12 protein-coding genes are annotated in these 16,522 nt (G+C 65.2%); 4 read left to right on the top strand and 8 right to left on the bottom strand.

Annotated features, from left to right (window positions below; all coding sequences use genetic code 11):
- Nucleotides 1–13: 13 nt before the first annotated feature.
- The 3 genes from dpdF to A5702_RS11190 form a co-directional block, all read right to left on the bottom strand.
- Complete coding sequence (gene dpdF / locus A5702_RS25590; protein ID WP_304440335.1) at nucleotides 14–2,566, bottom strand: protein DpdF; 2,553 nt, start codon at nucleotides 2,564–2,566, stop codon at nucleotides 14–16.
- Nucleotides 2,559–5,663 (bottom strand): protein DpdE, encoded by a 3,105-nt coding sequence (dpdE, locus tag A5702_RS11195; protein WP_082956025.1) that lies wholly within the window; start codon nucleotides 5,661–5,663, stop codon nucleotides 2,559–2,561. Before dpdE ends, dpdF begins: the two co-directional genes overlap by 8 nt.
- A gap of 805 nt (nucleotides 5,664–6,468) precedes the next feature.
- Nucleotides 6,469–6,921, bottom strand: a complete 453-nt coding sequence (locus A5702_RS11190; protein WP_068220642.1) for a VOC family protein — start codon at nucleotides 6,919–6,921, stop codon at nucleotides 6,469–6,471.
- Nucleotides 6,922–7,009: 88 nt separating this feature from the next.
- Here A5702_RS11190 and A5702_RS11185 point away from each other — a divergent pair, with 88 nt between their 5' ends.
- The 3 genes from A5702_RS11185 to A5702_RS11175 are packed head-to-tail and all read left to right on the top strand — an operon-like array spanning nucleotide 7,010 to nucleotide 10,422.
- On the top strand, nucleotides 7,010–8,263 hold the full coding sequence (locus A5702_RS11185; RefSeq protein WP_067818033.1) for a cytochrome P450: 1,254 nt from the start codon (nucleotides 7,010–7,012) through the stop codon (nucleotides 8,261–8,263).
- Nucleotides 8,264–9,424 carry a S9 family peptidase gene (locus A5702_RS11180; RefSeq protein WP_067818034.1) on the top strand — a complete coding sequence of 387 codons (1,161 nt, stop codon included), beginning with the start codon at nucleotides 8,264–8,266 and terminating at the stop codon, nucleotides 9,422–9,424. It begins immediately after the preceding gene.
- Nucleotides 9,421–10,422, top strand: coding sequence for a tocopherol cyclase family protein (locus A5702_RS11175; RefSeq protein WP_067818037.1), 1,002 nt, complete (start codon nucleotides 9,421–9,423; stop codon nucleotides 10,420–10,422). Before A5702_RS11180 ends, A5702_RS11175 begins: the two co-directional genes overlap by 4 nt.
- 4 nt (nucleotides 10,423–10,426) lie before the next feature.
- Here A5702_RS11175 and A5702_RS11170 read toward each other — a convergent pair whose 3' ends face one another.
- The 5 genes from A5702_RS11170 to A5702_RS11150 form a co-directional block, all read right to left on the bottom strand.
- Nucleotides 10,427–11,845, bottom strand: a complete 1,419-nt coding sequence (locus tag A5702_RS11170) for a serine/threonine-protein kinase (RefSeq protein WP_067818040.1) — start codon at nucleotides 11,843–11,845, stop codon at nucleotides 10,427–10,429.
- Between the two features lie 78 nt (nucleotides 11,846–11,923).
- The gene (locus tag A5702_RS11165; protein WP_156669569.1) at nucleotides 11,924–12,313 is read right to left on the bottom strand and encodes a hypothetical protein; all 390 of its coding nucleotides are present in this window, start codon (nucleotides 12,311–12,313) and stop codon (nucleotides 11,924–11,926) included.
- A gap of 6 nt (nucleotides 12,314–12,319) precedes the next feature.
- Complete coding sequence (locus A5702_RS11160; RefSeq protein ID WP_067818043.1) at nucleotides 12,320–13,456, bottom strand: serine/threonine-protein kinase; 1,137 nt, start codon at nucleotides 13,454–13,456, stop codon at nucleotides 12,320–12,322.
- A gap of 118 nt (nucleotides 13,457–13,574) precedes the next feature.
- Complete coding sequence (locus A5702_RS11155; protein ID WP_067818045.1) at nucleotides 13,575–15,392, bottom strand: alpha/beta fold hydrolase; 1,818 nt, start codon at nucleotides 15,390–15,392, stop codon at nucleotides 13,575–13,577.
- On the bottom strand, nucleotides 15,389–16,009 hold the full coding sequence (locus A5702_RS11150; protein WP_067818047.1) for a TetR/AcrR family transcriptional regulator: 621 nt from the start codon (nucleotides 16,007–16,009) through the stop codon (nucleotides 15,389–15,391). The genes A5702_RS11155 and A5702_RS11150 overlap by 4 nt, the downstream gene beginning before the upstream one ends.
- Before the next feature lie 53 nt (nucleotides 16,010–16,062).
- Here A5702_RS11150 and A5702_RS11145 point away from each other — a divergent pair.
- A partial coding sequence (locus tag A5702_RS11145; RefSeq protein WP_068220639.1) for a polysaccharide deacetylase family protein occupies nucleotides 16,063–16,522 on the top strand: 460 nt, incomplete at its 3' end.

The raw sequence follows: 16,522 nt of genomic DNA, 5'->3' as shown, positions 1-16,522 counted from the left end.
GAGATCACCTCTCTCACAATTTTTCGATGTCGGTGTACGCATAAGACCCGTCTTGGTCTCGAAGAGTCAGGCCATCATGGCCGACAGGCGAGTCGGGCGTCCCACAGACAACTGTGAGCGGGGCACGGCTGTTGCCCTGCAGAAAGTCTTCAATATCCTGCTGGTCCGCTAACACGAGTAAGGTGGGAACACCCACAGCCGTGATGGGATCGTAGTCCCGCAGTGAATCCACCATTACCGACTGCATTAAGGCTGGTGACTTCGACACGGTGTCTCGGACCATGGCAACCAAAATGTCCGATGCAACGATCAGGCGAATGCCGCCAGCGGAAGCTAATCGTGGCAACAGTTGGCGCAATCTGCGCGGTGTTGACAGCACCGACGGGTCGACGTAGACGGCCACGCGTCGCCCATAGGCGCCTTGAATCGCTATGCGATCCAGCGAAGGTCGATCAGAAGGCGGCGGAACGGCGATGGCAGCGGGAATGGGCGAGGGAGACGCCCAGGGAGGCTTTCTGCGCGCGCGACACCAACGGCACCCGCCACACGCAACCAAACATGTCGTGCGCAGTTCCACGGGCAGGTTTATCGCGAAGCTCTCTGCGGTGACCACGCCGATGCAGACCGCCCCAGCGATTGCGTTGCGCAATCGTAAAAGACCTTCTCGTGAATTCTCCACCATCGAGGCCCGCGTGGGTTCGGCCACGTCCTGCCAGAATTGGTCGGTTTGGTGATCCCCCCGCAGGAGCCGAACCGTCAACCACCCAGCATCCGATTCCAACTCGCCGTCGGCGTCGGGACCCGAGAACGAGAAGTCCCATCCGACAGCACCAGTTCTAGCAAGCAGGATCACGGTAGACAGGTTCCAGCGCTCGTTGTAGGACCCATGTAGGCGGACTCTGCCCGATGTCGCCGTTAAGGGAAGGCGGCACAGGCCATCTCCGGTGTCTCTGTGGGCGATCAGCATGGCAGTCCAGCGCTCGCGCGCACGTTCCGATGTCAGGTAGGTCGGCGACGCAAGATCACTGGCGACCTCGTCGTCTTCACGAGTGGCGAGCAGCACTGACGTCGACGCGTTTCCGTCGCGGCCACCGCGCCCGACTTCTTGATAGAAACGATCAATACCCTCTGGTATGCACGCGTGGACGATTGAACGAATGTCGGGAACATCGATGCCCAGCCCAAATGCGGATGTGGCCACGACAAGGTCAATTGTCGACTCGACACCGCCGTCGTCACGCATGCCCCGAAGGACCTTTTCGCGGTGTAGTGTCGATGAGCCGCCGTCAACAGTCTCCAAACGCTGGTATCCGGCTGCGCGTAGCACTCGCGCCAACTTCTGGGGCGTATATGTTCCCGGCCGGTCCTCCTGACGTAGGGTGGTATAGATGATTGCCGGTCGCGGAAGGTGGCGCAGCGCCTCCAGTAGACGTCGTTCTCTCTCTTTGGGTTCGAGATTTGTTGACTGCCAATAGCTTGGCTCCGGCCGCAATACGGGCGCTGCGACCTGAAAAAAAGGCCCCGGTTCTCCGAACAACGCGTTCAACAGACCTAACACATCCTGCGTGAGGGTCGCGCTGGCCAAGATGGTTTTGAACGGGCGATGGCCGCTTTTCGTCGCAGCGCGCAGCAGGTAGCGGCGCAGGCCGGCAAGGCTGTGGAAGTGCGGACGAAATGCATCCCCCCACGAGCCGATAACGTGTGCTTCGTCGATCGCGAGCAATGATAACCGTCCCCCCGCCGCGGCATCAGCAAGGGGCCGGGCCAAAGACGCAACGACGGCTTCGGGATTGGTAAAGATCACCCGTTGCTCTCCCGACCAAAGCCGTTCGCGGAAAGCCTTTTTCATTGCCTCCGACAAGTTGCCGTGGTAGGCGGTCGCGGGCGAATGCGGATTCTGCTTGCTGTACCGGCGTTCTTGATCCAGCGCGAGCGCAACGGTCGGCACCACGATAATCGAGGTCATTCCCGGCGGTGCTGTCTCTGCTGCGGCGAGCATGGCCAGCGTCTTGCCAGCACCTGTTGGCAGATTCACCACCAGTGTCGCTCCGTCCGGCAACACCATGGCACTGCGCACGGAGGCACGCTGTCCGGGTGACTTGTACCCGGAGAACGATGCGTCAATAGCGTTGAGAAAGGGGTCTCCCGACACACTTTCGTCAATGCGGCGGGGGGTGGCTGCTGCCGCGTCCCCGTCGACACTCATACCGTCGGGAACGTCGAGCCACGGAGGGCGCCACGGTTCAGCAGAGATCCGGACGCGTCCCGTTGCCGTGCGCTGGGATAGCAGCCCATAGCTGATCCAATCGAAGGACTCCGGGAACAACTGACAAATCGGCACTTCAAGCCAGGCACGCACCAGTGCGTCGGAGGTCGTCGTTGATGCGCCCCGTCGCACGTCGTCGGCCCGAAGGCACTGACGCAACAGCACCGCGATGTCCGCAGATCCGTTCGACCTGCTTGAGTCGTGGCTGGACAGCGCCGAAGCCAGGCGGTTGGTCACGTCGACTGATGCATTTGCCGCCCACGTGTCTAGCAACGTCTGCGCGGGCCCGGGTCTAATCACGGTTCACTGCCAATCCGGGGTCTCCCACGAAGATGGCGCCACATCCCAGTGGCTGGATCTGTAACTCCAGCCGTTCGGGCAGCAGTGTTTCCAACTGCTCAATCTCGCCGTCGGTGTCGACCATTCCCGCATTCGTGCGCGCGCGAGCGCGGTCCACGCGCTGCGCGATTCTGTGCCGAACCTCGTTGGCGGCCAATAGCGCTCGATCCACCACGGAGGAACGCCTACTCGCAATCGCTCGGGTTTGTTCCGCGGCGATGACACACAGACCCGTCCAATCAACCGACGCGATGAGTTGTTCGAAAAGTTGCGGCCGTGAACCTAAATTAATGTCCCCGGTACGTGGCGTATAGGGCTGGAAAAGCCTGCCATCCTTCGCCTCGTCACCGAACGACGTCATCACGACCTTCTCGACAATGGGCGGCGAAACCTCCTGCAGTATTTGTTCAACCCATCCCAAGACACCGAGCGTGTCCGCCGCTTCGATGAAGGCCTGAGCGAAGGACGCCGACACGAGATAGTCAGCGCGAAAAACAATTTCGGCGGACGACATGCCCGGCCACGGCCGAAACATCGCGAACGCGACACCCCGGTCGCTCTGCAACAAATGCTTAGCGATCGTGTCGACCGTAGGGTGGCCGGCACGCAAGATCGGGATCCTGCGACTAACCGCCGGGCCTCGCCGTAGGGCGATCGGGATCTGAGCGACCGCCGCGATTTGTGTCTCCACGTCGAACGGAACCTGCGGCCGGGGACGTCGGCTGATCCTGATGACAGCTTCATCCTCCCAAGTCAATTGCGTGCCGACTCCCTCTAGCCAGGTCACGAGCGCGCGGGTGAGCGCAGGGTCGCGATCACTCTTAATCAGGTGACGGTCCGCGCTCAGCGTCTGATCACATCCACGTTCATCGATTTCGTCGAGCGCGTCATGGGCGACGATCCGTACTAGTTCCTCCGCCAGTTTGTCGGGTTGTTCGTCGGCCGCACCACCCAGTGCCTCGGGTCCTTCGCGCAGCACGTTGGCGAGCACTGCACGCTCGGTGTCGCCGAGGACGTATTGAAGCGACGATAGGGATCGTGTAAACGCCTCGCATCCGTCGGAGACGAACTCCAGCCAATTCATCGCGTAGGGCTCGTCGCCGAAAATCACCACCTTAGAGTCGATTGCGCCCACACCCGGAGGCGCATGACGATCGCAACGTCCGATCCGTTGCTCGATGCGGAAAGTTTCCCAAGGGAGATCGAGATGAACTAATAGATCGGCAACCTGAAGGTTGGCGCCCTCTTCCGCGCTGTCGTCGACTATCAGGATGGAACACTGCCCGCCCTTAGTCCAACGCTCGATCGCGGCACGATTCGCATCTTCGTCATTGGTCTTGACGTGCGTTGCTATGCGCTGTCGGCCCCAGCGTCGCACCATCTCATCCGCAATCGCCGCCGCGCATTCGGCGAATGCTGTAGCTAGAACAACTCGTGATTGCGTTTTGAAACCGGTGAACTGTGCCAGAGCATCCACCAGCGCACTCGTGCGAACCTCGCGCTCCGCGCAGATCCTGTCGATCAACTGGTCGAGGTTAGCCACGACTCCACGGTCGACTAGTTCTCGTAGTCGGGATACAAGCCCTTTGGAAGGGTCGGCAGCTTGATCCGAGCGAAGTGCCAATACCGCGTACGGAAGCGACCCGCAGCGCTGGGCCGCCTCGCGGAACAAGTCAACGCACTCCTGTATCTCGAGTGTGCTGTTCTCCGAAGCCACAAGTAGATCCATGCGGAGCCGGTCAAGAAGTTCCGTGCGCTGACCTGTGTTTGCATCATCGACTGATACGAGAAAGCCTTTAGCCCGCTTTCGACCACGCACGCCGAAACTTGCCGTGATATCAGGCGTTCGGCGCGTGCGCAGCATGCGCTGGTGAAGGCGATAGGCCTCCGAGAGATGCTGCCGCACGCGCGTGACCGCTGCCGCACGCGACTCATCGTCCGCCGAGGTCGCAGATGCGAGGAGGTCGGCCAGGAGCGCATCCCCAGAATAGTCTGCCTGTAACTGTTCTGCGTACAACGTCAAATCGAATTCATCGATGTCGGGAACTAACGCCTGGCAGATCAACGCGAGCTTATCGCGGTCGTGCACACGCCTGGTGAATTCCTCCACCTGATCCGGGCGATAATTTGCCGGATCCAGGAGATAAAGAAGGTCCAGAAATCCTGCCTCGTTCGATCTGACGGGCGTCGCAGACAGCAATAACAGTTCCTGTGCGGCATGAGCAATCTGGGCGATTCGCCGCCTAGTGTCGGCGCCAAGCGCCCCGTTACGAGTCACTCGGTGCGCTTCGTCGATGACGAGGAGGTCAACGGGGTCTTCTGGCCAACGCGCTTCGTCAGTCAGTGACCGAATCCAAAGCGGAGCTTTGCCGGTGCGGAATCGCTCGATGAGTTCATCTGCCCATTGGTATCGCAGATGCTCGGGCACCAGGACGAGGACGCGGCCCGCGGGTTTGCGATCCAAGAACCGCCATATCAACGCCGCGGCCTCGATCGTCTTGCCGAGTCCGACCTCGTCCGCCAATAGGTAGCGCTTGACGGGATCGTTCGACACTCTGCGCACGACCGCTAGCTGATGGCGGTGCAACTCGACTGATGCCAACAGCAATCCTTCCACACCCACTGCTGCTGCGCGCTGTCCTGCCCAATGCCGAAGAAACTCCAACCGGGACTCATACACTTTCGGCGCATCACCGCCGAAGCTTTCCAGGATCGCGAACGGGTCTTCGATGGGTACGTCCCACCGCACCTCGAACGCGTCAGTCGCAAGGAGGTCGCCCTGAAGATTGGGAAATGCGACGGTGTATCGCTTCAAGCCGTCAGGGCCGCCCTCGATGCGACCGATGCGCCAACCGGGCCCCTCGCGAAGATAGACCCTGGTGTGCGGGCTTAGTATCGCCGGCGCCAGAGACTTCGCGGCGTGCGCACGTTCGGTGTATGCCGAGGTGCTGGGGCCGGTGAAGTACCTGACGCGAGCTTCACCGTTCCTCACCGCCAGCAATCGTCCGACGCCCAGCCTCGCGTTCCGAACAAGATCTCCTACATACGCTCGACTCATCGCGTGGTAACTCCGTCCGCGCCCCTCCTGACACGAGTTGACGTTTGATCCATACACACGCAGAAGAAGCGGTATCGACGCTCGCACTTGACGAACGATCGAAGTTCCACGCGCATACGCCGAGCCGAGGCGCTGTCTTGCCGTGGCATGCGCTCGGTCGGCAGCACATTGGGTACCGCTACTTGGTCAAAGGTGCGCTCGACGAACGGGGTCAGGCCAACGATCCGACTCAATAGTGATAAAGCCTCGCCAATGGCGAAAGGAGAAATTACCTTGCTCAGAGCGGTCCTCTCACGCTGATTTAGGCAGATACCGGCGCCCCCGTTTGGACGTACAGCGAGCGTAAGCCGTCCCACCGAAAAGCCCGCGGTGTACATGAAACCACGCCGAGCTAGCATTCCTCAGGCGTTCGCGACTAGATTTTGGTTCCAGCTTCTCAACGCCTCCGGTGACGATCGCAATCGATTTCCGTATGCCCTGGTGCGCGCAGGCGATTACCAGATTGCGCTGCTGCCCTGCCCAGAGGACGACTTTGTCCTCGCCGGGACAACGCCTCTCTACAGCAAGGACGCGGGCGCCCGTCTGGAGGGAATCACCGCGGTTAGATCCGACAGGGTGGTAACAGGCCTTAGGTGCCGGCAAACATCCCGTGGCCTAGCCGCAGCACATCGGGCGAATCTGATGTGATTGCCTGACAAGCACACCTTCGCTTGACTGGGACGGCCGCGAGTGGGGCCGGCGATGACTCAAACCCGAGATCCACGTGTCAGAGCGCCTTGCCAGTGGCCGACGCAAGGAATCCGACCTACGGTCGCGACGGCAACGCCGCCAGCCAGCCGTCTGAGAGCAACTCAAGCAACTGCCCGTCCGGATCGCGGATCATCGCCATCGCGTCGGTCACGGTCCCGTCGACTACCACTCCCCCGAACTCCGCCACCCGAGCCAACGCGCCGGCGAGGTCGGACACCGAAAACGAGATGTGCGTCAGCCCAACCTGATCCATGACGCGACCGGACCCGGCGTGAACTTGACGCTTCGAGTAGTCCATCAACTCCAGCACAAACCCATCCCGTACCAGATACGTCGCATGCACACCGAGCGGCTCGGGAAGCTGGACCAGCTTGGAGGTCGGGCCGTCGGGCGGGTCGAGCTCCCACCAAAACTGGAAGCCGAGCACATTTTCGTAGAACCGCCGCGACCGCTCGCGATCGGAGACGCACAGTCCGACGTGGTTGAAGGTCGTCCGGTGACTACTCATCGTGGCCTTTCTCGGCAGAACCCGGCGCGTAATAATGCAAAGATAGTGCAGATAGCCGATCGCGCGGCACGGTGGAGGACCAACCCAGATGACAATCCGTCCCGACGTCGCCGAAGACGCGATCGTCGACTTCGACCACCATTCCGACGCGTTCAACCTCAACGAAAACGCCATCAACAAAGACCTGAGAAGCAGGTGCCCCGTCGCCTGGAACAAGAATTACGGCGGATTCTGGTTCCTCAGCAGCTACGACGCGGTCAGCCGAACGGCCAGAGACGGTGACACCTTCGCCCACAAGTACGAGCCCAACTCAAAAGACGGCGTTGACTACCAAGGCGAGATGGGCGTCCCGCGCCCCGACGGCCAGCCGGCCCTGGGCATCGGCGAGGTCGACGGCCCGTACCATCAGGCGCTCAGACACGCCCTGGCCCCGTTCTTCTCCCCCGGCGCCGTCCAAAAACTCAAGCCCTTCATGGAACACAAGGCGCACGAGTTCCTCGACCAGAAAATCGAAGACGGCCGCATGGACCTCGTCCTCGACTACGCCAGCCCGGTCCCGGCCATCCTCACCATGAAGCTGATGGGCCTTCCCCTCGACAACTGGCACCTCTACGCCCACCTCTTCCACTCCGTCATGGCCGTGCCCCAGGACAGCGACGAGTACAAAAACGCCATCGCCAAGGTCCCGAAGATGATGGAAGAAGTCCTCGAGTACGCGGCCGGCAGACGGGCCAAACCGACCGACGACCTCACCAGCTTCCTCCTCCAGTTCGAGTTCGACGGCCACCGCCTCACCGACGACCAGCTGCTCAACATCCTCTGGAACCTCATCGGCGGCGGCGTCGACACCACCACCTCCCAAACTGCGCTCACGCTCCACCACCTGGGCACCCACCCAGACCTCAGGCAACAACTCATCGACCACCCCGCGCTCTACCGCACCGCCACCGACGAATTCCTGCGCTACTTCAGCGTCAACCAAACCCTCAGCCGCACAGTCACTCACGACGTCGAGCTCAACGGCCAACGCCTGAGAAAGAACGACAGAGTCGTCATCAGCTGGCTGTCGGCCAACCACGACGAAAAAGAATTCGAAAACCCCGACGAGATCATCCTCGACCGCGCGCCCAACCGTCACGTCGCCTTCGGCCTTGGGCCGCACCGCTGCATCGGCTCGCACCTCGCTAGGCTGATGGCCGAAGTCATGGTCAAAGCCGTCCTCGACCGCATCCCCGACTACCAAGTCGACGCCCAACACGTCCACCAATACCTCGGCAACCCCAGCATGACCGGGCTCGCCAACCTGCCGGTCACCTTCACCCCCGGAGCAAAGCGAGGCTAGATGCCCGCCAACCCGATCACCCAACTACTCGGGCCGTTCACCCGGACCGGCGGCTTCTACGCCCGCTCCTGGGGCACCTACCTGGATCGCCAGCCCGACGAGCTGCCGGTCGCCCGGCCCACCATCGCGCTCGCGGCGCAGGCATTCCGCGACGAAATCCTGCTGAGCGGCTTCAGCATGCTGCGCCGGGCCCCCGACGCCGAAACACTGGAACGAATCAACACAGAAGTCGTTGCGGCACAGGACTTATACAAAGATAAGGGCTGGCTCGACAATCCCGAGGGATTCTTCGCACCACCCCCACCGCTCAACGACGTGACCGTCAAGCGCGTGAGCAATATGGGACGCAACTACGAGCGGCTGTCCTTCGACAGCGACTACGACCCTTACGAAGGCGAACCCGGCCGGGACCGCTGGCGCAGCTACACCGGCAACAAGCGCGAATACGCGCTGATGTTCCGGCACCGCCGGCCCCGGCCCTGGCTGGTCTGCATCCACGGCGCCGAGATGGGACGCGCCGCGCTCGACCCGATGCTGTTCCACGCCTGGCATCTCTACCGGCAGCTCGACCTCAACGTCGTGCTCCCGGTGCTCCCCCTACACGGCCCCCGAGCAAGCGGCGGACCGAAGTTCCCCAGCGAGGACGTCCTCGACGACGTCCACGGCGCCGCCCAGGCGGTCTGGGACATCCGGCGGCTCATCGGCTGGATCCGCGCGCAACAGCCCGACGCCGAAATCGGCGTCAACGGCATCTCCCTGGGCGGCCTGATCTCGTCGCTGGTCGCCAGCCTCGACGACGGTCTCACCTGCGCCATCCTCGGCGTGCCCGCCGTCGACCTGGTGAACCTGGTCGGCCGCCACGCCAGCCTCAGCGGCCACGCCGCCCTGGGCCACACCATGAATGAAGCCAAGCCCCTCGGCCGCATGATCTCGCCACTGGCGCTGACCCCGCGCGTCCCGAAAGCGGGCCGCTTCATCTACGCGGGCCTCGCCGACCGGCTGGTCCACCCGCGCGACCAGGTCACCCGGCTCTGGGAGCACTGGGGCAAACCCGAAATCCAGTGGTACCCAGGCGGTCACACCGGATTCTTCCGCTCGCGGCCCGTGCAGCGCTTCATCGACGACGCGCTCGTGCAGTCGGGGCTGGCGGAGCGGAGATGACCGCCGCCTACCTGCGCTGGATAGCCGGGAACACGGTCGGGCCACTGGTCCATGCCTATCGACGCACCGGCGCCGACGTGCCCTTCGGCGATCCGGTTCCCTCGCACGGCACCGAAATGGAGGGCTGGTTCTGGCGCCTCACCGATGCCGCCTCGGGTCGCGTCGTCGTCGCGCTGTGCAGCGTGAACCGGCATCCCGACGGCGACTGGGCCACCGTCGCGGTAGCGCTGCATCCCGGCGACGTGGTGCGCTCCGCGGTCATGGACGGCGCCCACGCCGACTCGTCGACCTTCTCCCTACACGCCGGGACCGCTCCCGACTGCCGCCTGGTGGCGTACCTCGATCGGCTCCAGATCGACCTCGACGGCATCCATCTCAACCTGCATTTCACCGATCCGTTCAACTGGCCCAAGGCTTTCGGCGGAGGTGGGGTCTTCTCGTCGGTCCCGTTCCTCAACCAATACTGGCATCCCTACCGGCTCGGCGGAAAAGCCGGCGGCACAGTCGAATTCCGCGACCGCACGTGGTCGTTCAAGGGCGCCCGGCTGTACACGGAACGTAACTGGGGCGCGGGCTTCCCCGAGCGCTGGTGGTGGGGTCAGGCCCACGATTTCGGCGACGCCGACGTCTCGGTCGCGTTCTCTGGCGGCCTTCTTCAGCTCGGCCCGATCCGCAGGGACGTCACCGGTGTCGTCGTGCGGCTCGGCGACCGCGTCATTCGGGTGACCCCGCCGGCGCCCGTGCGATCGGACGTCGGCGACGGACGCTGGACCATATCGGCGCGCACACCCCGCTACCGCATCGAGCTGGACGGCGACGGCACCCACGCAGATCCGCACGTGCTACCCGTTCCGCTGCCCGCGCAGCGGCGCAACATCGACACCGATTGCGAGCACCTCGCGGGCCGATTACGTTGCAGGGTAAGGGAATACGGTCGGGTGGTGTTCGACGGCACCTGCGAGCTGGCCGGCCTGGAGGTCGGCAGCCGGCCGGCCTAGATCGTTACGACGCCGTCGCGTACTGCAGGACCGGCTCCGAGGAATCGACGTGGCTGCCGCTGATGATCCGCAGCCGATTGGGCCGCACCTCGTAGACGACGCCGTCGACCGGGTTGGTGACGTCGAACCCGTCCCCCGCGCGCTCCGCGTTGGACAGCTCGATGTGGGCGCCGTCGCTGATGCGCTCACCACGGTAGTAGTAACTGCCGCTGAGGTTTTGGCACACAACGGCTAGCGACTTGGCGGTGCGCACCACGGCGGCCGGCGGATTCCCCGGATCGCAGCGGGCCGTCTCGCCGACGAACCCTAGCCCGTCGGCGCCCCGCACCGGGGCCGACAGCGTCGGCGTCTTCGGCGGCGGCGGGCTGGATGGCGCCGGACCAGAAGGCTTAACGGCGGCCGGTGGCTGCGAACCGCCACCGGCCAAAGCCGAGACCAGCGCCACCAGAAGGCCGACGACGACCAGCGCCAGCGCCGCGCCGATCGCCAGCAGCGGCCCGCGGCCGCCAAAAGGCCGACGCGGCAACGGCGATGGCATCTCGACAATCGGATACGGGCTGAAACCGGTGTCGTCCGGATTCGGATACACCGCCTCGAACGGCCGGGTGCCAAGGGGCCCGGCGCCGACGCCAATCGGTTCGTACGCCGAGTTCACGGCTTCGCTCGCCGCCCGCGCGAGCTCACCCGCGGAGCCGAACCGCGCCGACCGCTGTTTGGCCATGCCGCGGGCGATCACGTCGTCGAAGGCCCGGCCCACGCCGCGGCGCATGATGCTGGGCCTCGGCGCCGGCGACAACAGGTGCGCGCGCTTCAACTCCTCCGCGCCGCCTTCGAACGGCGGCTGGCCGGTGAGGCATTCGTAGAGCAGGCAGGCCAGCGCGTACACATCGGTCTGCGGGCCGACGCGGCCGGTGGTGAACCGCTCGGGCGCCATATACACGCGAGAACCGTCCGCGATCCCGAAGTCGATCAGATACGCGAAGTGATCGGGCGTCAGCAGCACATGCTCCGGCCGCACGCCCAGGTGCACCAGCCCGGCGGCATGCGCGGCGTCCAGCGCCCGGGCCACCTGCGCGACGATCGACGCGGCCCGCGGCGCCTCCAACGCACCTTGCGAGCTCAGCAGGTCGCGCAGGCTGCCACCCTCGACCAGTTGCATGTCGACGAAGAACACCCCGTCGATCGAACCGAAGTCGTGCACCGGGATGACGTGGAGTTCGGTCGACCGCGCGGCAATCCCACACTCGCGCTGAAACCGTTGCTGGAAGTCATCTTCGGCCGCCATCGCGGCAGGCAACAGCTTGACCGCGACCGTCCGGTCGTTAACCGTGTCGTACGCCCGATAGACCTCGCCGGTCGCGCCCGCACCGATCAGTGAGCGCAGCTCGTAGGGGCCAAAACGGGTGCCGAGCCGCGAGGTCAATGGGCAGTCCTTTCGCTGGGCGGAACAGGTCCAGCCCGGCGGGTTCCCATATTGGCCGAGGACGTAACGTGCGGCGGCTCACGCGTGCGGCGGCACGGGGCACCAGAACAGGCCGCAGTTGAAGTTGGGCGGTCCGGCCGGCGCCGGGTGCGGGGTGGCGTTGATCGGGCCGCCGGGCCATCCGTAGACGGCGCCGCTGTCGGCGTCGACCACGCCGCGGTAGTCGTAGTAGTAGAGGTGGCACACGCCCATGTCCCAGTTGATGAAGTTGTCCGGGACACGCTCGCCGGGGCACCACTTGCCGCAGGTGTGCCCGGCCGGGCAGTTCCCGCCGACGTGGCCGTACGGGTCGGCCTGCGCGGTGCCGGCGGCCAACCCCGCGCCGATACCGGCCGTCAGCAGCGCGCCGGCCATCCACTTCTTGTTCATCCCGCAATCACACAACAAATCGCCGGCTACCGATCCCATATCGGCTCAGCCTCCGTGCCCACCCTTGTGCTTGGGTCCCCCGTGCCCGGGCGGCGGCGCTGGGGCCGGCTGCGGGGTGCTGCTAGGCGTGGTGGTGGTCGTCGTCGGGGGCGGCGCCGGTGTGGTGGTGGTCGTCGTGGGCGTGGGCGGTGGCGACGAGAACGGCGGATCGATGGCCAGCAGCAGCATCGCCAACAGGAACGCGGCGAGGATGCCCGCGACCCACCATTTGCGGCGGGGGCTGTGCGGCTCCAAAGCGGGGACGTAGGTCAGCACGGCGGGCGGCGGCGCCTCCATGACCCGGGTGCCGACGGGAGCCCTCACGGGTTCGGCGCCGAACAGCGCGGCGCGCATCGCGCCGGCCTCGTCGAATCGCGACGCGGGGTCGCGCGCCATCGCGCGTTCGATCGTGGCGGCGAGCGGCGGTGGCACGTCGGGGCGCAGGGCGGCGATCGGCGGCGGCGAGTCGTGCAGGATCGCGTGTGCCAGCGCGCCCAGGTCCTCCTGCGGGAACGGCCGCCGCCCGGTCAGCGCCTCGTAACCGACCACGCCGACGGCGTAGAGGTCGTCGACCACCGTGGCCGGTTTGGACGTCAGCCGCTCGGGGCTCAGATAGGCCATGCTCCCGACGACTTCGCCCGCCCGGGTGTAGGCGGCGCCGGCCGTTTTGGCGATGCCGAAGTCGGCGAGCTTGGGTTCGCCGGTGGCGGTGAACAGGATGTTGCCGGGCTTGACGTCGCGGTGCAGGATGCCGGCGTGATGCGCCTCGGCCAGGGCGTCCAGGACGCCGTCGAGGACGGCGTGCACGAACGGCGGCGGCAGCGGCCCGCGGGCGATGTGGTCGGCCAGCGACACGCCCGGCAGCCGCTCCATCACGATGAACGGCAACCCCTGATGCTCGCCGACGTCATGGACGACCACGACGTGCCGCCCGGTCAGCCGCGCGGCCGCTCGCGCCTCGGTGTCGAATCGCAGGCGGCTGTCGGGACGGTCCGCGATCCCGGGGTAGAGCAGCTTGACGGCGATGGGCCGGCCCAGCTTGCGGTCCCAGCCGTCGCGCACCTCGGCCATCGCCCCGCGGCCGAGCACACCCCGCAGCTCGTACCGGCCGTCGCCAAGGAGACCGCCCGGCGCCGGAGGCACTTCACCGCGGTGAGACTGAGTTCCCTGGAGGTCCGTGTCGATCTCCTGTCGGAAAGCTGGCTGGCCTGATTCCGAGTAACCACCCGATCCGGAATCGAAACTAGCTACTCAACAGGAGTCAAACAGCAGGCGGTTTCTGCACCGCCCCCGCGTACTCGCCGACGAAGCCGTTCCTCAGCCACCACCGCGGCTCGGTGTGCTCGAAGATTTCCTCGCCGAGGGCGCGCGTGCGCACCGACTTCTTGACGGGGAACGGGTTCATCCCCGACTTGTATTCGACCCCGACCATCGCGGGCCTGCCCGGCCGGCCTCGCCGGCGCAGCAGCTCGAAGCCGGCCCCCTCCAGCAGGGCGTTCAGCTCGGCGGGGCGGGGGAACCGGCGGAAGTCGTGGTTCGGCTTGTGCAGACCGAACACGAACAGCGGCCCGACGGTCACGAAGCACAGCCAGGTGCACACGTTGCGATCCGGTGCGACGTAGAACATCCGGCCGCCCGGTTTCAGCGCGCGGAACACGGTGTCCATCAGGCGGCGGTGCTCGGTGCAGTGGTCGAGCACCCCGTGTAGGTAGACCAGGTCGAAGCGGTTGTCCCCCAACACCTCCGGGTCACGCGCGTCACCGACGACGAACCTCACCCCGGCCCGGTCGGCGAACCGCCTGCGCGCGGCGTCGATCGACTTGTAGTCGACGTCGACGCCCACGACGTCCCAGCCGCGCAGCTCCGGATATCGGTCGAGCAATCCCGCGATCGCCCCGCCGGCGCCGCAACCGACCACCGCCATCCGCGGCCGCTCGCCCTCGATGGGCGGCAGGTAGTCGCGCAGGAAATCCCATGCCGCGTAGTCGATCTCGCCGACGAGCTCGGCGGTGAAGCGCCACTGGTCGCTCACCTCGGCGTTGGAGAAGTACCGCACGCCGCGCTCGATAGTGCCGTTGCTGATCCGCATCAGCAAGCGGTCGATCGCCGAATAGCGGTACTCGGGCTCGCCCGCCGCGTCGTTGGCCCGTTCGCGCTCGAGGAATTCGAAGAATCGCCGCTCTTCGGGTTCGATCGGCGCCTGCCACGACTTCGCGTCCCCGAGCACGCGTTCGGAAATCCACGAGTCGATCACGCGGCTGTACACGTTGGTGTCGAACAGCATCAGCTGGTGGCCACCGCCGGGCATCATAAAGAAGTCCTTGGGCCCGCCGATCCGCTCGAAGCAGGCCCGGCAGTGCTCGGCGCCGACGATTTCGTCGTGCTCCCCGCACGTGACAAGGACGGGTTTCGTGTTGGCAGCGGCCGGTTTTGGCGGCACGTAGTTGAACACCGAGTGGTAGCTCTTGAGCCCGTACCGCCAGACGTAGAACGGATCTTTCTTCTTCTTGTCCAGCAGCCCGGGGTCTTCCTGGTAGGCGGCCTCGAAGTCGATGACCCGCCGCAGTGGGACCCGCACCCGGTCGCCCAGCTTGTCCGCCGCCCACTTCGCCGGCCGCGACCGGAACAACCGGATCGCCGGGCTCATCGGCGTTTCGTGGTTCAACAAGATGTTCATGCACACCCCGGCCGTTACGGCCGGGCACGCGTCCAGCGCGTGGAACGCGACCTCGCCACCCTGGCTCGCGCCGTGCAGGACGACCGGGAGGGACGTACGCTGCGCCGCGTAATCGGTGACGGCCCTGGTGTCTTCGAGGAAGTCCGCGAAGCTGAACACGCCCGGCTCGCCCTCCGTGCGGCCGTGCCCGGTCAGGTCGAACGAATAGACGGCCGCCCGGTAATTGCGGCGCATGTGCTCGGCGAACGCGTCGTAACTCTCGCTGTTCCCCGCCGTGCCGTGCACCAGCACCAGGACGTAGTCCGCGTTGGGGTTGTCGTAGCGGCGCACGAAGATTCGTTTGCCGCCGGAGCCGACCACCGAATCTTCGACCATCGGTTGCACGGTGAGGTTGGCGGTCATCGCCTTTCCAATCCTTCGGTGATGCGGGCGGCGAGCAGTTGGGCGAACACGTCGAAGTCGCGCCGAAAGCCCGCCGCGTCGGATACGAACGGACGCTGCATGGACATACCCAGCAGCACGGTTTCGAAAAGGCGCACCGACTCGTCGATCAAGGGTTGCGGCGCGTCGTCGCCGGCGATGCTGCGCAGCGCGCCGGCGAGCTGCCGGCGCTGGGTGTCGCGATAGTCGACATACGCGGTCCGCAAGAACTCGTTGTGGTTGGCGGCCGCGGCGAACTCGACCATGAACATCACCGCGTCGATGTTGTCGATGAACAGGGCGTACATCAGGCCGGCCGCCTCGGTCAGGCCCTCGCGCACCGACATGCCGTGCGGCAGACGGGCCGACGCCGTGGCGAACATGCGCTTGGCCATGTCGTCGATGGCCGCCTGGAACAGCTTTTCCTTCGTCTCGAAGTGATAGTGCAGCAGCGTCTGCGAGACGCCGGCCCGCGTCGAGATCAGCTTCATCGAGGACTTTTCGTAGCCGTACGCGCAGAAGCATTCGATGGTCGTCTGCAGGATCCGCTGCCGGGCGGCGCCGGCGGGAACCTCGGACTTCGACACGGTGACGGTCACCCCGCCAGGGTACTAACTGATCGATCAGTCAGGCAAGAGTAGGATGTGGATCGATGCGACCGAGAATCACGTTGACCTTCGACAACGGCCCGACCCCCGGGGTCACGGACCAGGTTCTCGACGTCTTGGCCGAGCGCGGGATGTCGGCCATCTTCTTCGTCGTCGGCGAGAACGTCTCCTCCCCGGCGGGACATCGGTTGCTCGAGCGCGTCGTGCGCGACGGGCACCGGATCGGCAACCACTCCCTCACCCATGGCCGGCCCCTCGGCGAGCTCTCCGCGGCGGAAACCCTGCGCGAGATCCGCAGCACGCAGAAGATTTTGGACGGCTTCGGCGACGGCGGTCGCTACCTCCGGCCGTGGGGAACGGAGGGCGCACTGGAACGGCGCTGCCTGAACCCGACGGCGATCGAGTATCTCCTGACGGAGAAGTACACCTGCGTGCTGTGGAACAGCGTCCCCCGCGACTGGGCCGATCCGACCGGGTGGGTCGACCGGGCGCTCGCCGACACCC

Origin of the sequence: Mycobacterium sp. E3339 (assembly GCF_001666915.1) — a bacterium.
Taxonomy (GTDB): Bacteria; Actinomycetota; Actinomycetes; order Mycobacteriales; family Mycobacteriaceae; genus Mycobacterium.
This window is presented reverse-complemented; position numbering and strand designations above follow the sequence as displayed.